This window comes from Corallococcus sp. EGB (genome assembly GCF_019968905.1).
In the GTDB taxonomy this organism is placed as follows: domain Bacteria; phylum Myxococcota; class Myxococcia; order Myxococcales; family Myxococcaceae; genus Corallococcus.
Map to the genome: position 1 here is coordinate 7,775,490 of NZ_CP079946.1, position 20,478 is coordinate 7,795,967.

At 71.2% G+C, this 20,478-nt stretch carries 16 protein-coding genes; 10 read left to right on the forward strand and 6 right to left on the reverse strand.

All coding sequences use genetic code 11. The features are described 5' to 3' along the window. The 3 genes from KYK13_RS31550 to KYK13_RS31560 are packed head-to-tail and all read right to left on the reverse strand — an operon-like array spanning window position 1 to window position 2,419. The gene (locus tag KYK13_RS31550) at window positions 1–963 is read right to left on the reverse strand and encodes an NAD(P)-dependent oxidoreductase (RefSeq protein WP_223637346.1); all 963 of its coding nucleotides are present in this window, start codon (window positions 961–963) and stop codon (window positions 1–3) included. Next, window positions 951–1,598, reverse strand: coding sequence for an isoprenylcysteine carboxylmethyltransferase family protein (locus tag KYK13_RS31555; RefSeq protein ID WP_223637348.1), 648 nt, complete (start codon window positions 1,596–1,598; stop codon window positions 951–953). Before KYK13_RS31555 ends, KYK13_RS31550 begins: the two co-directional genes overlap by 13 nt. Next, on the reverse strand, window positions 1,595–2,419 hold the full coding sequence (locus tag KYK13_RS31560; RefSeq protein ID WP_223637350.1) for an AfsA-related hotdog domain-containing protein: 825 nt from the start codon (window positions 2,417–2,419) through the stop codon (window positions 1,595–1,597). Before KYK13_RS31560 ends, KYK13_RS31555 begins: the two co-directional genes overlap by 4 nt. 505 nt (window positions 2,420–2,924) lie before the next feature. Here KYK13_RS31560 and KYK13_RS31565 point away from each other — a divergent pair. The 9 genes from KYK13_RS31565 (at window position 2,925) to KYK13_RS31605 (ending at window position 16,540) form a co-directional block, all read left to right on the forward strand. Next, entirely contained in the window at window positions 2,925–5,447 is a 2,523-nt protein-coding gene (locus tag KYK13_RS31565) for an ELWxxDGT repeat protein (protein WP_223637352.1), read from the forward strand. A gap of 52 nt (window positions 5,448–5,499) precedes the next feature. Next, window positions 5,500–6,042: a DUF350 domain-containing protein gene (locus KYK13_RS31570; RefSeq protein WP_223637354.1), complete on the forward strand. Its 543-nt coding sequence runs from the start codon at window positions 5,500–5,502 to the stop codon at window positions 6,040–6,042. Window positions 6,043–6,050: 8 nt separating this feature from the next. Next, window positions 6,051–6,923, forward strand: coding sequence for a hypothetical protein (locus KYK13_RS31575; protein ID WP_223637356.1), 873 nt, complete (start codon window positions 6,051–6,053; stop codon window positions 6,921–6,923). Between the two features lie 132 nt (window positions 6,924–7,055). Then, window positions 7,056–8,303, forward strand: coding sequence for a chitosanase (locus KYK13_RS31580; RefSeq protein ID WP_223637359.1), 1,248 nt, complete (start codon window positions 7,056–7,058; stop codon window positions 8,301–8,303). Window positions 8,304–8,369: 66 nt separating this feature from the next. Beyond that, window positions 8,370–10,289 carry an AAA domain-containing protein gene (locus KYK13_RS31585; protein WP_223637362.1) on the forward strand — a complete coding sequence of 640 codons (1,920 nt, stop codon included), beginning with the start codon at window positions 8,370–8,372 and terminating at the stop codon, window positions 10,287–10,289. 201 nt (window positions 10,290–10,490) lie between these two features. Next, entirely contained in the window at window positions 10,491–10,682 is a 192-nt protein-coding gene (locus KYK13_RS31590) for a hypothetical protein (protein WP_223637365.1), read from the forward strand. 54 nt (window positions 10,683–10,736) lie between these two features. After that, window positions 10,737–11,636: an alpha/beta fold hydrolase gene (locus tag KYK13_RS31595; protein ID WP_223637368.1), complete on the forward strand. Its 900-nt coding sequence runs from the start codon at window positions 10,737–10,739 to the stop codon at window positions 11,634–11,636. Window positions 11,637–11,871: 235 nt separating this feature from the next. Beyond that, entirely contained in the window at window positions 11,872–14,868 is a 2,997-nt protein-coding gene (locus tag KYK13_RS31600) for a choice-of-anchor D domain-containing protein (RefSeq protein WP_223637371.1), read from the forward strand. Window positions 14,869–15,004: 136 nt separating this feature from the next. Next, window positions 15,005–16,540 carry a serine/threonine-protein kinase gene (locus KYK13_RS31605; RefSeq protein ID WP_223637374.1) on the forward strand — a complete coding sequence of 512 codons (1,536 nt, stop codon included), beginning with the start codon at window positions 15,005–15,007 and terminating at the stop codon, window positions 16,538–16,540. 43 nt (window positions 16,541–16,583) lie between these two features. On the opposite strand, the gene KYK13_RS31610 is transcribed toward KYK13_RS31605, so the two are convergent. Genes KYK13_RS31610 through ttcA form a run of 3 tightly spaced genes read right to left on the reverse strand, consistent with a single transcriptional unit; the run spans window position 16,584 to window position 19,081 of the window. Continuing rightward, window positions 16,584–17,408: a phosphate/phosphite/phosphonate ABC transporter substrate-binding protein gene (locus tag KYK13_RS31610; protein ID WP_223637377.1), complete on the reverse strand. Its 825-nt coding sequence runs from the start codon at window positions 17,406–17,408 to the stop codon at window positions 16,584–16,586. Window positions 17,409–17,420: 12 nt separating this feature from the next. Further along, window positions 17,421–18,245 (reverse strand): tellurite resistance TerB family protein, encoded by an 825-nt coding sequence (locus KYK13_RS31615; RefSeq protein WP_223637380.1) that lies wholly within the window; start codon window positions 18,243–18,245, stop codon window positions 17,421–17,423. Beyond that, complete coding sequence (ttcA, locus tag KYK13_RS31620) at window positions 18,224–19,081, reverse strand: tRNA 2-thiocytidine(32) synthetase TtcA (protein ID WP_223637383.1); 858 nt, start codon at window positions 19,079–19,081, stop codon at window positions 18,224–18,226. The genes KYK13_RS31615 and ttcA overlap by 22 nt, the downstream gene beginning before the upstream one ends. Before the next feature lie 65 nt (window positions 19,082–19,146). Here ttcA and KYK13_RS31625 point away from each other — a divergent pair, with 65 nt between their 5' ends. Then, the gene (locus tag KYK13_RS31625) at window positions 19,147–20,316 is read left to right on the forward strand and encodes a ribonuclease D (RefSeq protein WP_223637385.1); all 1,170 of its coding nucleotides are present in this window, start codon (window positions 19,147–19,149) and stop codon (window positions 20,314–20,316) included. Window positions 20,317–20,478 lie beyond the last annotated feature (162 nt).

Sequence of the window (20,478 nt, forward strand, 5' to 3'; positions counted from 1 at the left end):
TCAGGAACGAACGTCATTGAGCGCGCTTCGCAGGGCATCCACCGGAGACCTCGCCAATAGGTCCTCCGGCCCAAGCACCGCCGCGAGCCGCGAGACATCCAGACACTGTGAATGGATCAGCAATTCCAGACGCTCCGCCATCGCGCGCGACCTCCGGCTGGGGAGCTCCCTCAAGACGCTCGGGAGCCAACCGGGAGCGCGGACCTTCACCAGGGGCGGGGGCAGCCCCAGTCCCCGGGCCACCGTGCCCAGGAACTCCCCGCGCAGCAGCGGGCGCGAGTACGCGACGTTGAACGCCTGCTGTTCGGGACGCGGCGCCTCCACCATCCGGCGCGCGAGCCCCCAGAGGATGCGCCCCAGGTCATCCACATCGATGACCGAGCCCCCCACCCCGTCGCCTCCCAGCTGCACGCCCCGCTTCAGCAGCTTCACCATCGCGGGAAGGACGAACCGATCCCCGCGCCCGAGCAGGAACCTCGGCCGGAGCAGCGCCGCGTGCTTTCCCGTCCGCACCGCGTGCTCCGTGATGACCTCCTCCGCCGCCACGCGCGAACGGGCCAGCGCCGTGACGGGCCTGAGCGGATGGTCCTCCCGGACGCCCTCGTGCGGGCCCGAGCCATAGACAGACATCGAGCTGCCGAAGAGGACGCCACGGCAGTCCCCGGTGAGCCGTGACAGCAGCCGCCGCGTCCCGTCCACGTTGGTTCGTTCGAAGCCCGTGCCGTCCGGGTCCCGCTGCTTCGTCGCGAGGTGCAGGACGACATACGGGTACGGCGGGAACAACGCGTCTGGAATACCGTGCAGGTCTCCCCGCACGACATGCACCCCGTCGCCCCAGTCACGGCCGTCGGGCGAGCGCACCAACGCGTGCACGGGATGCGCTCCGCGCTGGCGCAGGAACGCCTGTCCCACCATGCCCGTCGCGCCCGTGAGCACGACGCCGAAGCCGCCTACCAGACCCATGGGACCAGCCGCTTGCGGCTCGCCGCGTACTCGGCGTAGCCCGGGAAGGAGCCCAGGAGCAGCCGCTCCTCCTGCCGGATGCGCAGGAGCACCGCCGGAACGAAGAGCAGCGCGAACACCGCGATGCCCACGACCGCGGGGAACACGAGCAGGTAGCCCACGTGCGCCAGCAACATGCCGGTGTACGCCGGGTGCCGGAGCCTCCGGTACACCCCTTCCGTCACGAGCAGGCTCGCGTCCGGCAGCCGCACCCGGTGCGAATAGGCCTTCCCCAACGTGCGGATGGCCATGAGCCGCAGCGACACCCCGGCGATGAAACAGAACAACCCCACCGCGCGCGGCACGGGCCCCAGCTCCAGCGCGGGGAGCGCGACCGCGAGCAGGATGGTCGTGAGCCGCGCAATGGCATACAGCTCCAGCGTGGCGCTGTCCCGCTCCGCGGTGGGCTTGCGCGTCTCGCGCAGCGTCACCCGGCTCTCCACCAGCATCCACGTCACGTACAGGCCCAACATCAGCCCCGCGATGGGCCGGCTGTCCTCCGGCGTGCGCAGGACCTGCCGGATGCCGAGCGGAATCAGCAGCCCCACGCCCGTCACCAGCAACAGCGTGGGCATCCACCGGTGCAGGCCCTTCATGACGCCTCCTTCGCGCTCAGCGCGCCAATGAGCCCGGAGAAGCAGCAGAAGTCCTCCTGCCAGCCCTGCACGGCGATCCACATGCGGCTGCGCTTCCCGACGCTGCGCACCGGCCCGGCCCACTCCGGCAGCCGGAAGCTGACGAAGGCGCGGATGACCACCGGCACGTCGCTGCGCACGAAGCGCCGGAACTCCAGCGACAGGCGCATCATGATGAGCGACCAGTCCAGCGGCAGCCCCGCGCCGTGGATGGCCGCGATGCTCGCCTGCCGCGCCAGCTCCGTGAGCAGCATGCCCTGCACGTGCCCGGAGGGATGGTCGAAGATGAACTCCGGAGACTCGGTGAACGCGTTGAACTGCTGGAGCGCCCCCACCCGGCATGCGTTGGCGAGCAGCACGTTCGCCGGGTCCCGCTTGTGCACGAGCACCGGATCGATGCGCTCCAGCGGCCGGGCCTGCTCCGCCTCACTGAAGGACTGCCGGCCCTCCGTGACGGGGTTGCGCACGGGGATGCGGGCCAGGAGCTCGGAGACGTTCTCCGGCGGCTCCTTCCGCCATGGGTCGCCCACGCGCACGCCCACGGGCGTCGCGTCCGCCCACTCCGCCAGCGCGGGGAAGTCCGCGGCCTTCGTGCCCAGGTAGAGGCCACAGTGCTCCTGGAGCGCGGCGGCCAGGAACTCCGCCTCCTCCACGTCCTTCACCGGAATGCGACAGGGGTGCTCGACCTCCGCCAGCAACGGCTCCGGTACAAGGAGGAAGGGGACGGCCTCCGGCGACGCCACCCGCACGCCTCGCCGGCGGTGGCTGGAATCAGAATCCATGTCTGCCTTTCTCCATCTGAGGGGGAGAGGCAGTCTAGGAATTGCGATGTCTCAACACGAGAACCGGGGAAGGCCAGCGCTCCCGGCCCGGTGGAGCAAACCCGGAGGGCCTTGCGGGCTTGTTGCATGATCCGTCATCAGACGTCTCAAAACCGTGTCTTGGATTGAGACGGCCGGTGCGGCCCGGGGCTCACTGTCCCTCGGGAGAGTCCCGCTCGGGGCGGACCCGCGCCTCCCGCCGCGCTCCCCACCATCCAGGTAGATGGTGCCCATCGCAGGGGACGCACCGGAGTCCTGGCAACCCACCGCCACCCGCACGGGGTGTGTCCACGTGCGCGTCCTCCCGAGCGCAGCGGCCGATTATGAACACCTGCCGTGGGGGCGAGGACCGTGGGACGCAACCTGTCTGACAGTCGGACGGGGCGCGGGTTGTCGCGGGGCGGATGCGTGATGACGGTGCGCCCCCGGTACGCGGCGTTGGCGTAACGGGCGTGGAGGGGCGGGCATGGGGACGATCAGCCGTCGTGCGTGGCTTTCGGCGTTGGCGTTGGTGGTGGGCTCTGGCCCCGCGTTCGCGAAGAGCTCATCCGACGGCCTGGATCCGATGTCGGTGCGCCGGGTGATGGACGTCACCGTGGAGCCCCGCTTTGAACTGGACCTCCTCCGCTCCGGCACGCAGCCCACCGCCGAGCTGAACGGGCGCCTCTACTTCCTCGCCACTCCGAGCGGCGCCACGCTCCAGGACCTCTGGGTGACCGACGGAACGACCGCGGGCACCCGCTCCGTGCAGGAGGAGCTGCTGCCGCCGGGCGCTCACATCGAACCGGGCTCGCTCCGCGCCACGCCGCACCGCCTGTTCTTCACCGCGACGTCGCCGGAGACCGGACGCGAGCTGTGGACGAGCGACGGCACCCGTGAGGGGACGCGCATCACGCGCGAGCTCAACTCCGGCCAGCTCGACGGCGTGGCCGCCCAGGGGCCCCTCTTCGTCTTCGGGGACTCCGTGCTCTTCACTCCGGCGGGCATGGGGGAGACGGAGTTCGACCTCTGGAAGTCGGACGGAACCACCGAGGGTACCGTGCCCGTCAAGGACATCGCCTCGGGCGCAACCCAAGCGAACGCGGACGGCTTCGTGCGCGTGGGGAACACGGTCTTCTTCTCCGCGAAGAATGAGCTGGGCACCGAGCTGTGGCGCACGGACGGCACCGAGGCGGGCACCACGCTCGTGCGCGACATCGCGACCGGCGCCGGCGACTCGTCTCCCCGGGACCTCACCGCGGTGGGCAACACGCTCTACTTCACCGCGGACGACGGCCAGCATGGCCGCGCGGTCTGGAAGTCCGACGGCACGGAGGCGGGCACCGTGCGCATCAAGGACTTCAATCCCGCCGCCACGGGCCTCGTGCCCACCCAGCTGGCCGCCGTGGGCGACACGCTCGTCTTCGTCGCGACGAGCACGGAGGCGGCTTCGCAGCTGTGGCGCACGGACGGAACGGACGCGGGGACCCAGCAACTGACGGCGCTGCCCAGCGCGATGCTCAACCGCGGTTCAGGACAGCTCCTCGTCCCGGCGGGCCACCGCGCCTTCCTGGTGGCCCGGGGCGCGATGCTCGGGGACTCGGTGTGGGTGACGGACGGAACCGCCGCGGGCACCCGGCGCCTCGCGCACCCCACCGCGTACGGGCACGAGTCCGTGCGCGGCTTCGCGCCCTGGGAGGACGGGCTCGCCTTCATCGTGACGACGGAGACGGGGGCGAGCGAGCTGTGGCGCTCGGATGGGACCGACGCGGGCACGTCCCGGCTGACACGGCTGCCTTCGGGCCACCCGCTCGCGCCGCCGGCGGGGCTGGTGCCATTCCAGGGTGCGCTCCTGACGTCGGCTGGCGACGCATGGACGTCGCGAGCCCTGTGGCGGATGGAGCGGGATGACGCGTCGCCGACCTTCGTGTGCCCTGCCCGGTTGGATGTGCCCTCCAACGGTCCGTCGGGCACGGTGCGGGTCGACTTCAAACCCGAGCTGCGGACCGGGCCGGACCGGGCGTGGATCCGCTCCTCGTTCGAGGACGGCCAGCAGATTCCGCTCCATCAGACCCTCTCCGTCACCTACCAGGCCGGGGATGATCAGGGTCGCATCGCGTACTGCACCACGCGGATGACCTCGCTGGACCTGACGCCGCCGGCCATCGCCAACTGCCCCACGGGGCTCACCGTGAGCGCGCAGTCGCCCCGGGGCGCCACCTTCTACTATCCGAAGCTGGGCATCGCGGACGAGACGACCCAGGACGTGCTCGTCGTCTACAGCCCGACCAACGGCAGCTTGCTGCCCGTGGGCACCACCCGGATGAACGTGACGGCGAAGGACGCGTCCGGCAACGAGAGCACCTGCGCCTTCCCGGTCACCGTCCGAAACACCCAGGCCCCCAGCAAGGCCTGCAAGGTGAACGAGGTCCGCGTGGAGGCGGAAGGCCCCCAGGGCGCGCACGCGTACTGGCCGGACCTCACGCCCGTCGACAGCATGTCCAACAAGGTCACCGTCACCAGCACGCACGCGTCCGGAGACCTGTTCCCGCTGGGCGTCACCCCCGTGCAGGTCGTGAGCACCGACGAGGCGGGCAATAGCAGCACCTGCGAAATCCAGGTCCGGGTGCGCGACTCGCGCCCGCCCACGCTCACCTGCCCGGAGGACCAGACGCTCACCACCGCGGTGATGTCCGGCACCCGCGCGGAGTACCCGGAGGCCACCGCCGAGGACGCTGTCTCCGCGACGCAAATCACCTACAGCCCCGTCGTGGGCACGCCGCTCGCGCCGGGCCTGCACTCGGTGCAGGTCACCGCCATGGACGAGGCCGGCAACGCGGCGCTCTGCGACTTCCACGTGACCGTGCAGTACGACCCGACGACGGACATGCGGCGGGGCCTGGGCTGCTCGGTGGGCAGCGGCCCCTCCGCGGCGGCGGGCTGGGGCGCCGTCCTCGCCCTCGCCTGGACGCTCAGCCGCCGTCGGAAGGACGGCACGCCGCGCGCGTGAGTCATGGGCCATGGCGGCGAGGAGGACTTCCGCTACAGTCCTGACCCGCCCCATGGACCTGACCCTCTTCGCCGTCGGACTCGTGAAGGTCGTTCTCGGTGGTCTCGTGGCCGCGCTCGGCATCGGCTTGAGCATGCGCGGCCTGAGCCGCCTGCTGGACAGCCACCCCGTGGAGGAGCTGCGCCAGGGCAACGTCGCCGCCGGGCTGGTGCACGCGATGTGCCTCGTGTCGCTGGGCCTGCTCGTGCAGCACGCGCTGAAGGCCACCAGCGACGCGGTGGACCTGGCGGTGCAGAACCCGCCCGTGTCCTTCGTCGCGGTGCTCCAGCTGCTGGGCCTGGCGCTGGTGCACGTGGCGCTGTCGCTGGCGGTGGGCGTGGCGGTGCTCGCCCTGGGCGTGCGCCTGTTCGACAAGATGACGCCGGGCATCGAGGAGCTGGCGGAGGTGCGCAAGGGCAACATCGCCGCCGCGCTGCTCCTGTGCGCCTTCCTGCTGGTCATCGCGCTGCTCACCGCGCCGGGCCTGCAGGCCGCGCTCAACGGACTCATCCCCTTCCCGCAGCTCCCCACCGGCATGCTGCGCGCGCCCGCCTGAAAGCCGCCATGGCCGCGCGCTCGTGGAAGACGCTGCTGTCGCTCGTGCTGGCGGGCGCGCTCATGGCCCTCGCCAGCTGGCAGCTCGTGGTGACGCGCAAGGCGGGCCGGCTCGCGGAGGCCCCGAAGCCGGCCGTGGAGGTGCCCCCGGCCAGTCCCCAGGAAGCGCTGAAGGACCTGGGCATCGTGCTGGTGCCGGAGGACACGCCCCCGGAGCGCGCGAAGTCCTATGACTGGCGCGTGGAGGGCATGGAGCCCGCACGTCAGCAGCTGGCCTACGGCCTGGGCGAGGCGGTGGAGCGCGGGCTGGAGCAGGCGCACCGCGACTACAGCGTGCGGCTGCACTACCGCGCCATGGGCCCGGAGCGCTTCACCTACGTGGCGCCGCCGGGCTGCGGCACGGACATGCGCTGCATCTACGCGGAGCTGATGCGCAGCAACGCGGAGCCGGTGCGCGCGCTGGGCGAGCGCTTCGCCGCCTCCATCCGCGAGCGCGACCTGGACGCGGCGCAGGCCACCGAGCTCATCCTCGGCTTCGTGCGCCGCATCCGCTACGAGCTGCCCGGAGATGAACCCTTCGGCATCGTCCCGCCGGGGCTGGTGCCCGCGCAGGACCGGGGCGACTGCGACTCCAAGGCGGTGCTCGCGCTGATGCTGCTGCGCCAGGTGGGCGTGGACGCGGTGATGCTCTACTCGGACGCGCTCGCGCACGCGGCCATCGGCGTGGGCCTGCCCGGCACCGGCACCCGCATCCCCTTCGGAGGGCGCGGGTACCAGTACGCGGAGCTCACCGCGGAGGGCTGGCCGCTGGGGATGATCCCGCCCCAGTACGACAAGCCGCAGCTGTGGCGGGTGCTCCCGCTGCCGGACGCACCGGGCTGAGCGCCACTGGCGATTCACACCGAATCCAAGTATTCCTGCTCTATCCGGGATGCTCGTCAAGGGCGGGCATCCCCTCACCCAAGCGGGGGCAGGCACATGGCGGCTTCACGGACGTGGATGACGTTGGGGCTGATGGCACTGGCAACAGGCTGTGGCGCGGCGGAGGACACGGCGGCTCCGAGCGTGGTGGAGCAGGCGCTGGGCGCGTGCACGCACTCGGTGACGACGAACACGTATGTCGGCCCGGACTACTGGGGCACGCTCGCGTTCAAGAACACGGGGACGGTGGCCATCGCCAACCCGGTCATCGCGCTCGACGTGCCCTCGGGCGTGACGTGTGACGATGATCAACCCGGCTGGACGCACACGCAGTCCGGCCGCACGTGCACCTTCACGCGCACGTCGTCGCTGACGGTGGCGGTCAACGCGTCCTACACGTTCAACTACTCCACCACCTCCAGCACGTCCTTCACCGCCGCCAACGTGAAGGTCCAGTCCGACAGCTGCGGCGGCACGTCCCCCGGCGGCTCCGGCCTCACCGCGAACCAGAAGAAGGTGGCGGAGGCGCTCACCAGCATCTGGGAGAACGACACGCCCGCGCTGGACTACGCCTATTCGGAGAACATCCACGACGGGCGCGGCTACACCAACGGCCGCGCGGGCTTCTGCACCGGCACGGGTGACGCCATCCAGGTGGTGCAGTGCTACCGGGCCCTGCGCACGGAGGCCAATGGCAACCGCCTGGCGAAGTACTGGAACGCGCTCACCGTCATCAACAACCGCTTCCTGTCCACGGGCCAGTCACAGGCGTCCACGGCGGAGCTGGACGCGGTGGGCAACTGGACCGCGGACTGGGCGGCCAGCTTCAACACCGCCGCCACGCAGGCGGACTTCAAGCAGTGCCAGGACCAGGTGAGCGACGCGCTCTACTACACGCCCACCATCAACGAGGCCGCGAAGTGGGGCCTCACCCAGGCGCTCACCAAGGCCGCGCTGTACGACGCCTCCATCAACCACGGCTTCGACGGAATGAAGGACCTCATCCGCAAGGCCAACACGGCCCTGGGCAACAGCGGCCAGGTGGCGCCGGTGATTGGCTACAACGGCATCACGGAAGGCGCCTGGCTCCAGGCGTTCCTGGAGAAGCGCCGCGACGTGCTCGCGTCGGACTCCACCTGGGTGGAGGCGGTGGACCGCGTGGCCGCGTACGAGAAGCAGCGCCGCCGCGGCAACTGGGACCTGGGCACCGCCCTGCGCAACGACGTGCGCGCCCGCGACTGCTGGGGGACGGCCTACCCGGCGAGCGGCTACACCGTGCGCAACATCAACCCGGATGGCACCTGGAGCACGCCAGCTTCGTCCACGTATTCCTGCCAGTAGGACGGGAGGACAGTCCGACACTCGGACCGTGACGGCGGGCGCCCCGGGATGGCATGACCCGGGGCCATGGCCCGTGACGTCTCGTTCTTCGACAAGCTCGCCTCGCTGCTCGCCCAGGAGCGCGAGGCCGAGAAGGCCCGCATGTCCGCGCTCGCGCAAGGGCTCACCCTGCGCGAGCGCGAGGAGCAGGGCCTGTCCGTGCTGGACCTGGAGACCGTCGAGGAGGAGGTGGGCCTGGGCGGCCGCATCCTCCTCACGCTCGCCCGCGCGGACCGGGGGAGGCTGCCCACGCGCGTGTCCAACGGCGACCTGGTGGCGGTGCTGCCCCGCCGCGCGGAGGTGAAGGACCCGGCGAAGGCGCTCGTGTCGCGCGCCACCTCCACCCGCATCCAGCTGGCCTTCGACCGCGAACCGCCCGCCTACCTGTCCGAAGGGCTCCTGCGCCTGGACGTCGTCCCCAACGACGTCACGTATGAGCGCGTGCGCGCCGGCCTCCAGCGCGTGAAGGGCATGGACAAGGGCCAGGAGCGCCACAAGCGCGAGGTGCTCCTGGGCAACGAGCCCCCGCGCTTCGACAACGCGAAGGACTTCACCCCCACCCGCCCGCTCAACCCGGAGCAGCAGGACGCCGCGAAGCGCGCGCTCGCCGCGGAGGACTTCTTCCTGGTCCACGGCCCGCCCGGCACCGGCAAGTCCACCGTGCTGGCGGAAATCGCGGCCCAGGCCGTGTCACGCGGTGAGCGCCTGTTGTGCACGGCGGCCAGCAACGCCGCGGTGGATCACCTCCTGGAGCTGTGCCTGGAGCAGGGGCTGCGCGCCATCCGCGTGGGCCACCCCGCGCGCGTCGCCGCCCGCCTGCAGGAGCACACGCTGGACATCGTGGTGGAGGAGCACCCGGACCGCGTCGTCAGCCGCGACCTGTTCGATGAGGCCTTCGACCTCTTCGGCTACGCGCGGCGCCAGCGCAGCCAGGGCCGCAGCCGCGAGCGCTTCGCCAACGCGCGCTCCTCCACGGCCGAGGCCAAGGACCTGATGGACGAGGCGCGCAAGCTGGAGAAGAAGGCCGTGAAGGCCGTGCTCGCCCGCGCGGACGTGGTGTGCGTGACGCTCGCGAGCCTGGGCTCCGGCGTGCTCGCGGGCGAGGAGTTCGACCGCGCCCTCCTGGACGAAGCCACCCAGGCCACCGAGCCGCTGGCCCTGCTGGGCTTCCTGCGCGCGCCCAAGGTGGTGCTCGCCGGAGACCCGCAGCAGTTGCCGCCCACCGTGCTGTCGCAGGAGGCCTCCAAGGCGGGCCTGGGCACGAGCCTCTTCGAGCGCCTGCTCCAGGACCACGGCGACGACGTGAAGCGCATGCTGCGCGAGCAGTACCGGATGAACGCCGCCATCATGGCCTTCCCCTCGAAGGAGATGTACGGCGGCGAATTGCGCGCCCACCCGTCCGTGGCGGACCGCACGCTCGCGGGGGTGCTCGACGCCGGCGCGGACGTGGACGCCCCGCCGGTGCTCTACCTGGACACCGCGGGCAAGGGCTTCGACGAAGAGGTGGAGCCCACCACGCACAGCCTCCTCAACCCGGGCGAGGCCACCTACGTCCTCGCCCGCGCGAAAGAGCTCCTGGCGAAGGGGCTGTCCCCGCGCGAGCTCGCCGTCATCGCGCCGTACAGCGCCCAGGCCCGCCACCTGCGCGAGGCGCTGGAGGCCGTGCACCCGGAGGTGGAGGTGGACACCGTGGACGCGTTCCAGGGCCGGGAGAAGGACGCCATCCTCGTCAGCCTCACCCGCTCCAACGGCGAGGGGCAGCTGGGCTTCCTCAACGACCTGCGCCGCATGAACGTGGCCCTCACCCGCGCCCGCCGGCACCTGTTCGTCGTGGGCGACTCCGCCACCTTGAGCAGCCACCCCTTCTACGCGCGCTTCATCGAGGGCACCCAGACGGACGGCGGCTACCGCTCGGCATGGGAATGGCCGGACCCGGCTGAACAATGATTGTCTTCCCAACGACTCCGGCATGCCCTGCGGGGCTACGCAAGGAGTGCGGGCTGAGCGCGCGAAATTTGTCGCATCGCTGAACGAATTTTGTCACCTGCTCGGCCGGCAGGCATGGGAGACGGCCGGAAATCAGGCATTTGGCCCCATCCCGGGGGGCGGCACGAAGACTGCTTTCCTTGCCGGACACGGAGGGACTGCATGTCTCAAGCGCCTGTGGTGACCAAGGAGAATGACGTCTGGGTGATTCGGATCAACCGGCCCAACGGCAAGACCCAGGAGTACCGCTGCGCCACGGAGAGCCAGGCCCGGCAGCTGGCCCTGGTGCTCGGCCGTCCCGACACGGGCGGCCCGCCGCGCCCGGCGGCGTCGTCGTCCAGCACCGTCGCGTAGGGTCGCCAGCACCCGGGGGGACAGGGTAAGGCTTGGAGGCACGAGGAGGCATCCGTGCCCGCCGCCGCATTTGAATCCCTCACCGTCGACGCAGAAGGGCTGCCGCTGCACGTGCGGCAGCGTGGCCCCCAGGGCGCGCCCGCCGTGCTGATGCTTCACGGGTGGCTCGACCATTCCCACAGCTTTGATCCGCTCTGCGAGCACCTGCCCGAGGCCTGGCGCACGGTGCTGCTCGACCTTCGCGGCATGGGTCAGAGCGGCCACGCGGGCCCCGGCGCCGCGTACCACTTCAGCGACCACCTGCTGGACGTGGAGGCCACCCTGGACGGGCTGGCCCTGCCCCCCGTGCACCTGGTGGGGCACTCGCTGGGCGGCATCGTCGCGCTCGCGTACGCCGCCGCGCGCCCGGAGCGCGTCCAGAGCCTGACCCTCATTGAAAGCCTGGGGCCCTCCGGCGGCCCTCCCGCGGGCGCCGTGCAGCGGCTGCGCGGCTTCCTGGATGACGCGCACCGCCCGCCCCACCGCAAGCGCTACCCCACCGTGGAGGCCGCCGCCGAGCGCCTGCGTCAGGCGAACCCCACCCTCTCCCCGGACGCGGCGCTCCTCTTCGCCCGCCACGGCACCCGGCGCACGCCGGAGGGCGACGTCACCTTCACCTTTGATCCGCGCCACCGCCGCCGCTTCGGCCAGTCCTTCGACGAGCCCCAGTGGCTGGCGCTGGAGGCCGCCGTCACCTGCCCCGTGCAGCTGTTGCGTGGAACGAATGGGCTGTCCCCTGCCCCGGAGCTGCTGGAGGCGCGGGTGGCGGCCCTGCGCACGCTCGTGGGGCCGCCCCGCGCTTTCGAGGGAGGCCACCACGTGCACCTGGAGCAGCCCGCCGCCATCGCCGCCGCGATCGCCGCCTTCGTCGCCGCCAGCTCCAGCGCCCGGGGTGCTGAAGCGTCCGGTTCATGACCTGAAAAGTTGGGGACCCACCTTGGCAAAAGGTCGGGAAAAACCTTTCACCCTCCAGGGCACCCCGGTTCCCTCCAGCGCTCACTTGGTCGCCGGAGTGCTGGCCAAGTCCCCGTTTTCACGGGCCCGCCAGATGACATTTCCGCCCGGCACGGGTCTTGATTAGGGGTCACCCGAGCTGGATCACGTGTCCCGGGCATCTGTGTGTGTGGTGGGGAAGGGTGGGGAGCGGACAATGGGGATGGGGTGGAGGGGTCGGTTCGTCCTGCTGGCATCGTTGGTGACGGGGACGATGGCGTGTCACGAAGAGGACCAGACGCGCGCGGTGCAGGCCACGGCGGTGCTGGACCAGGACGCGCTCGACTTCGGCGAGGTGCCGGTGGGCGAGTGGCGCGAGAAGGAGGTCCGCATCCGCAACGTCGGTTACGTGCCCTTCTCCGCGCTGGAGGCCTTGGGCCTGGGCAACAACCCGTCCTACCAGGTGGAGCTGACGGACGGCGGAGGCCGCGTTCCGCCGGGCGAGTCACACGTCGTCAAGGTGCGCTTCCACCCGCTGGCCGAGGGTCCGGTGGACGAAACGCTGCGCGTGACGACGGACGCCAACGTGGGCGCCCTGCAGCAGGTGCCCGTGCACGGCCTGGGCACGCCCACGCGCATCGGCGTGAACCCGCCGGTGCTGGACTACGAGACGCTCGAGGTGGACAGCGACCGCACGCTGGAGGTCACCGTCACCAACCCGGTGGACCTGCCGCTGACCCTGAAGCTCGCGGGCGAGAACGTGGATCCGTTCACCCCGGACACCATCACCGTGCCCCCCAACACCACGCAGGTGGTGAAGACGAAGTACCTGCCGCGTTCGCTGGGGCGGATGGGCGCCCGGCTGGAGGTGGTGTCCTGCGAGACGTGCACCCCGTCCGTGGTGGACCTGAAGGGCAACTCCGTGGCGAGCGCCTTCGTGTTCGACCCGGCGCCCGTGCCCTTCGACGAAATCCCGGTGCACGAGCGCACCGAGTCCTTCACCCGCGCGCGCAACGTCACCTGGCGCCCGGTGACCATCTCCTCGCTGGCCACCAGCGACCGGGCCTTCTCCGCGCTGTCCAAGCCGGAGGGCACCACGGTGCAGCCGGGCCAGGTGGTGGAGATGCGCATGGAGTTCGCCGCGCGCTTCTCCGGGCCCAACGTGGGCAACCTCACCGTGGCGTACGCGTCCGACAAGGCGCGTGAGTCGCGCGTGATGCTGGATGCGCGCGGTGGCCGGCCCACGCTGGCCGTGGCCCCGGTGGCGCTCGACTTCGGCGAACTGCCGGTGGGCGGCAAGGTGGAGCAGGTCATCCGCATCACCAACGCGGGCAGCAACGGCCCGCTCACCTTCACCGGCGTGCGCGCGGTCGGCGACGCCGCCCAGTTCAGCGTGAGCACGCCCGCGCGCGGCACCCAGACGTATGCCTGGAAGGGCGGCACCTGGCCCACGCTGGAGGCCAACGGCCTGCAGATCAACCCGGGCGACGACGCGCTGGAGATGAAGGTCTACTTCGAGCCCAGGAACGAGGGCAGCTTCACCGCGACGCTCTACGTGCAGTCCAACGACCTCTTCACGCCCGAGCGCGCCATCACCCTGACGGGCCGCGCCCGCGCCTCCGGCCCCTGCGTGTACGAATTGCTGCCGCAGCCGAAGCTGGAGTTCGCCAACGTGGTGCCGGGCCGCGGCGCGGTGCTGGGCTTCTACTTCCGCAACCCGGGCCGGGCCGAGTGCGCCATCAAGAACGTGCACCTGTCCAATGACGGCGGCGGCGTGTTCTCCATGCCCGGCGGGCCCATCACCGGCGGCGTGGTGCTCTACGACACGGCCTTCAGCTCCATGATTGCCTTCCGCGCGCCCCCCACGGGCGGCGAGTTCAACGGCGAGCTGATGCTCACCGTCAACAACCCGGCCTACCCCACGGTGACGCTGCCCATCCACGCGGTGTCCAACCCGTCGTGCCTCGTGGCCACGCCGTCCTTCGTGGACTTCGGGCCCATCCGCTACGACTGCCCAGCCAGGCCGCGCAGGACGTTCATGTCCAACCGCTGCAGCGAGCCGCTCACCGTGGGGGACGCCGTCATCGGCAACGGCACGTCCAAGCAGTTCTCCCTGCGCACGCCGGTGACGGCCCCCATCACGCTGCAGCCCGGCGAGGGCTTCGAGATGGAGGTGGACTACGCCCGCAACGTGCTGGGCCAGCACTACAGCCCGCTGTACTTCCAGGTGGACGAGGAGCGCAACCGCTTCCTGGTCCCGCTGCTGGCGGAGACCAACCACGAGGGCATCCAGGTGGACCGCTTCACGCAGGGCACCGACAGCCAGTTGGACGTGCTCTTCGTGGTCTCCAACACCACCACCATGGAGCCGTACCAGCAGCGCCTGCGCAGCGCGATCCCCGGGTGGCTGGCGCGCGCCAGGGAGCTGAACGTGGACGTGCGCGTGGGCGTCACGAGCACGGGCCTGGTGCCGCGCCAGGGGCTGTGCGGCGGCGGCGCCAACGGCGGTGAGGCCGGCCGCCTCTTCCCGGTGGACGGCAGCCGCGCCCGCGTGGTGTCCGGCAACAGCGCCAACGCGGCGGCCACCATCCAGGCCAACCTCGACGTGGGCCTGTGCCACAACCTGGTGCAGGGCCTGGAGACGATGCGCCAGGGCCTGTCCGCCCCGCTGTCCGAGCAGGCCGACGACGTCCGCACCCCGCAGCCCAACGACGGCAACCTGGGCTTCACCCGCGCCGCCGCGCGCATGGCGGTGGTGGTGCTGGCGGACGAGGACGACCACTCCGGCTTCGGGCCGGACAGCTACATCCAGTTCCTCCAGACGCTGAAGGGCACGGGCATGTCCCAGCGCAGCAACCTGCACGCGCTCATCCCCAACGGCTCCTGCTCCACCGCGAGCAGCAGCGCGGACCGCTTCGCCGCGGTGGCCAGGGGCACGGGCGGCACCGTGGGCTCCATCTGCGAGGGCGACTACCGCGGGTTCCTGGACCCCATCATCCAGCAGGCCGGGGTGCCGCAGGCGGACTTCCCCCTCACCGCGACGCCGGATGGCACCGCGGAGATGAGCGTCCGGGTGAATGGCCGCATCCTGGAGGCGAACCAGTGGACCTACGACCCGGGCCGCAACGCGGTCATCTTCGCGGCGGGCTCCGTGCCCACCCCGGGCCAGTCCGTGGAGATCCGCTACCGCAGCGTCTGCGCCGCCACGCCGTAGCCGGGGGCCCTGGGTTGACGGAGTCGTGACGCAGCGCGGCCGGGCCGGTCCCTGAAGAGGGGCCGGCCCGGTGCGCGTTTTTGGGGATGCTCGGGCTTTTGAGATCCGCGCTGACGCGGCTATCGTCACGGCCGGAGTGGAAACGTTCGGCCGCTATGAATTGCTGCGCAAACTGGCCACCGGTGGCATGGGGGCCGTCTATCTGGCGCGGCAGAAGGGGCCGGTGGGGTTCCAGAAGCTGCTGGTGGTGAAGCGGCTCTTGCCCCACCTGTCGGAGGACGACGAGTTCCTCCAGATGTTCCTGGACGAGGCGCGCATCGCGGCGCTGCTCAACCACCCCAACATCGCGCAGATCTACGAGATGGGGGACGTGGACGGGCAGTACTACATCGCGATGGAGTACGTGCACGGAGAGCCGCTGGGCTCGCTGGTGCCGCGCGCCACGGCGCACCCGGGCGGCTTCCCGCTGGGCCTGCGCTGCCGGATCATCGCGGAGGCGGCGGCGGGGCTGGACGCGGCCCACAACGCGCGCAGCCCGTCCGGCCGGAAGCTGTCGCTCATCCACCGGGACGTGTCGCCGCAGAACGTGCTGGTGGGCTTCAACGGCGGCGTGAAGCTCATCGACTTCGGGGTGGCGAAGGCCCAGGGGAAGCTGTCCCAGACGGTGGTGGGCACCATCAAGGGCAAGCACGCGTACATGTCTCCGGAGCAGGCGCGGGGCGAGCCGCTGGATGCGCGCTCGGACGTGTTCGGCCTGGGGACGGTGTTCTACGAGCTGCTCACGGGCGGGCGCCTGTTCAAGCGCGAGACGGAGATGGCCACGCTGAAGGCCGTCGTGGGGCACAAAATCGTCCCGCCGTCGGAGGCCGTGCCGGGCATCCCCAAGTCGCTGGACCCCATCGTCTTCAAGGCGCTGGCGCGCAAGCGCGACGACCGCTTCTCCACCGCGGGCGAGCTGCAGCTGGCGCTGGAGGAGTTCCTCCAGCAGGAGAAGCTGCAAGGCACCAGCGCGCACCTGGCCGCGTTCATGCGGGACGTGTACGCGGACGAGCTGGAGGAGGAGCGCTTCGCGGCCGAGCCGACGATGATCTACTTCGACCCGCGCCTGATGGCCCGGCCGGGGGGGAGTGCCCCCGCGAAGCCCCCGGCCTCCGGGACGACGGCGGCGTCGGGCAAGGCGCAAGGTCCCGCGAAGACGGCGCCGCGCGCGCAGGAACCGTCGGTGAGCCAGTCCTCGACGAAGGCCGCCGGGTCGCCGGATGACTCCGGCGTGGGGCATGCGCCGGAGCGGACGTCGCGCACGAAGGAGACCTCCGGCCTCAGCCGTCCGGAGGCCCGGCCCGTGAGGACGCGGGAGAACACGGGCGTGAGCCTCGCGGACACGCGGCCCCTGCACGACGAGGACTCGGGCCACCCCACCTCGAAGCACGAGGCCCTGCGCGGCGACGCCGCGAAGCCCTCCCGTCCTCCCGAGGGCTCCACGGGAAGCCGCTCCGCCGCGAAGGCCATGAAGTCCTCCGGGGACTCCACGGGCAGCCGCTCCGCCGCGAAGGCCGTGCGCGCTTCGGAAGACTCCGCCGGAACCAGGGCCCCCGCGAAGACGGGCCGCACCGAGGCCTCGGTGTCCTCCGCCCGGCGCCCGCGCGGCACCGGGCCCGACTCCGACAAGTAGGCCCCGGGTTCCCTCCGGAGCCGTGCCCCGGAAGGCCGCGCGACTACAGGCTCGCCAGGGCCACGCGGTACAGCGCGCGGTAGCCCATGCGCGGCGCCACTTCGAACCGGTCCGCGTTGAAGATGTCGCGCAGGAGCACCTGTCCGTCCGGCGTGGACGGCAGCCCCAACAGCGCCGCCTCCAGCGAGGCCACCAGCGGCGCGGGCAGCCCCATGGCCACCGGCACGCCGTCGTTGGGGGCCTCGTCCGTGTACGCCAACAGCTCGAACCTCGAGCCCATCCCGGGCCCCAGCACGTCCTCCACGCCCGTGGTGAACGTGAGCCCCGTGGAGGCCGGCGGACAGAACACGCTCGTCACCTCCGCCCTGCCCTCCAGCACCGCCTCCAGCGCGCCCTGGTACGAGCCCGTGAACTGCTGGGACACGAACACGCGCGACGGCTCCAGCCCCTGCGTCTTCAGGAACGCGCTGGGCAAGAGGTAGCCCGCCACCGAATCGCGGTCCACCCACACCGCCTTGGCGCCCTTCAGCTTCTCCAGCGTCAGCCCGGAGCCCGCCCGCCCCACCAGCGCGGAGCGGTAGCTGGACATGCCCCGGCGCACCCCTCGCGCCAGGACCCGCACCCCCATGGCCTCCATGCGCGCGCACACGAAGGGCGGCGCCCACGCCGCGTCCGCGCGCCCCGACAGCAGGTCCTTCGCCAGCGTCTCGTAGCTGGTGGCGACGCTCACCTCCACCAGCTTGCCCAGCGCGCGCTGGAGGAACGACGCGAGCCGCTCCGCGCGCTCGCGCGCCGTCTCACTGCCCAGCGACGGCGGCAGGCCGAATCGGAAGGAATGCCGCGGACCGGAGGGGACTTGCAGGGTCATACGACTCCCTGCTTACCCCTGCTGGTCCAGCCGCGCCACTTCATCGTCCGCCAGACCGAACGTCGCCTGGAGCAGGTCCAGGATGCGCTGCTCCGCGGTGCTCGTCCGCCCGGACGCGTGGGCGATCTTCGTGGCCAGCTGGTACGCCTTCACCCGCTGCGAGTGCGTGGAGAGGCCGTGCGCCAGGACCTGAAGTCGCTGCGGCAGCCCGTCCGACGCGAGCGCCGCCACGGACTCGCTCACGAAGCCCTGCGCCCGCTCCGGGCTCACGTTCTGGAAGAGCGGATCCGCGGCGAAGCTCTCCACCATCGCGCGGGCCTCCGCCTCCTTCAGCTGGCCGTCCGCCGCCAGCACCAGCACCATCACCTCCGCGAACAGCCGCTCCAGGGGCTCGCCCAGCGCCTCCGACAGGCTGCCCCCCTGTTCGATGACGTCGATGATCTGCGCGACCTCGTCCTCGGAGATGCCCAGGGCCGCCTGGAACGTCTTGAGCAGCCCCAGCTCCGAGCGCGTGGCCCGCTGATCCGCCAGCGCCACCGCCGCCGCCAGGCCGAAGGCCAGCATCCGGTTCTTGTGGTCCGGAAGCCTGCGGCGCAGCGAGGCCAGCACCTCCTCCAGGTTGCGCGCCTCCGACAGCCGCACCGCGCTGGACTCCACCAGCAGGTTCAGCTCGCCGGACTGCGTGCCCTCGAACTCCGGGCGCTCCAGCACGCGGGCCAGGAGCGTCTGCATCTCGCGCTGGGACACGCTGCCGTCCGCCATGGCGGCCAGCAGCATGGCCTCCACCAGCGCCGCGTTGCGCTCCTTGCGCGCGTTCACTGCCTGCTCTCGAGCCATGGACTGGCGCTCCCTTGCGTGTCGGGGGTGGTGGGGGTGGCCGCGGGCCCGTCTTCCGTCGCGTTCAGCGGGTCCGGGTTCAGCGTCTTGTCCAAGAGGTGCGTGGGCCGCACGTTCGACATCGCGTTGAGCAGGCTCTGGCGGACGTTGGGGATCTCCTTGCCCAGGTCCTCCACCAGCTTCTGCATCCGCTTTCGCTGCAGGTTCTCCTGGGACCCGCACAGGTCGCAGGGGATGATGGGGAACTGCTTCGCTTCCGCGAACTGGATGATCTCCTTCTCCGGCGCGTAGCACAGCGGCCGGATGACCACGTTGCGGCCATCGTCGCTCTTCAGGAGCGGCGGCATCGCCTTGAGGCTCCCGGCGAAGAACATGTTCAGGAGCATCGTGTGGATGAGGTCGTCGCGGTGGTGGCCCAGGGCGATCTTGTTGCAGCCCAGGTGCACGGCGGCGTTGTAGAGGATGCCCCGGCGCAGCCGCGAGCAGACCGAGCACTGCGTCTTCCCGGGCGGGGTCTTCTCCAGGACGATGCTGTAGGTGTCCTCCTTCAGCATCTTGTAGGCGTAGCCTTCCTTCTGGAAGTAGCCCTCCAGGATGTGGCCGGGGAAGCCGGGGTGTCCCTGATCCAGGTTCACGGCCAGCAGGTCGAACTTCACGGGGGCCCGCCGCTGCAGCTCCCGCAGCAGGTGGAGCATCGTGTAGGAGTCCTTGCCTCCTGACACGCCCACCATGATGCGGTCCCCGGCCTCGATGAGGCGGAAGTCCGCGATGGCCCGGCCCATGTGGCCAAGCAGGCTCTTTTCCAGACGTTGGGCGTCGTTCATCGGCGGCGCCATCCTAGCGGCGGTCCGGGAAAAAACACGTCAAAGGGGCGGGCCGGTCCGCTAGCCTGCTCCCCGCGATGCCGACCTTCCCTCAGGGTGCCGTGGACGTGGTGGACCGCGCGGGTGAGGAATCCGCCACGCGGGTACTGGAGGCCGCGCCCGAGGTGGCGGTGGACCTGGAGGCGGATGCCCTGCACGCCTTCCGGGCCCGCCTGTGCTTCCTCCAGCTGGGCACCGACACGGACATCTTCCTCTTCGACACGCTCCAGCCGGGCGTGGATCCACGCCTGCTCTCCCCGCTGATGGAGGACCCCGGCCGCACGAAGTACTTCCACGCCGCCCAGGGCGACCTGCAGTTCCTCGCGGAGGCCGGCGTGCGCGTGCGCGGCCTCTTCGACACGCACCGCGCGGTGACGCTCCTGGGATGGCCCAAGGTGGGCCTGGCGGACCTGGCGCGCGAGCGGCTGGGCGTGGAGCTGCCGAAGGAGCACCAGCAGTCCGACTTCTCCCTGCGCCCCCTGCCCCCGGGCATGCGGGACTACATCGCCAACGACGTGCGCTACCTCTGCGAGCTGGGCCGCCAGGTGCGCGACGCGTGCCGCGAGGCCGACATCCTGGAGGAGGTGCTCCTGGACTGCGAGCGCATGTGCGCGGAGGCGGAGGCCCGCCCCCAGGTAGGCGCCGAGTACAAGCCCAAGCTGTCGAAGAACGGCCTGTCCACGGCGCAGTACGCGCTCGCGCACGCCATCGCGCAGGGGCTGCACAAGCTGCGGCTGGAGTGGGCGGAGAAGGACAACGTGCCCATGGGCCGGATGCTGTCCAACATGGCCATCACCGACCTGGCGCTGAAGCAGCCGGACACGCACAAGGACCTGGCGCGCGCGGCCGGCGTGCGGGGCGCGGTGGTGCGCGCGCACGGCGACGCCATCCTCGCGCTCATCCGCGAGCTGCAGCAGAAGTCCACCCGGGGAGAGCTGGACCTGGACCGCGAGCCCAAGGGCCCGCGCGACCCCCACCGGCGCAAGCGCGAGGACGCGCTCAAGGCCTTCCGTGTCGAACAGGCCGCCGTGCGCAAGGTGACGCCCAGCGTGGTCCTCACCAACCCCCTCATGGACGCGCTGGCGTCGAAGCCGCCCGCGAGCGTGGAGGAGCTGGCGCAGCTGCCCTACCTCGGGGAGAAGAGGCTCAAGCTGTACGGTGACAAGCTGGTGGCGCTGCTCAAGCCCTTCCCGGTGCTGGGCAGCTGACGTTCCCCCGCGACGAAAAGGCCACCGGAGGACGCTTCGGCTGAATCGCGCGCGGGCCTTGTGCATCCCCCGCCGGCGCGTTGTCCATGACCCTGGAACGCAGATGTTGAGGCCCCATCTGCGGCCCGGGTGCCGGTTGCGAGAACCGCGTCCGTGCGTACC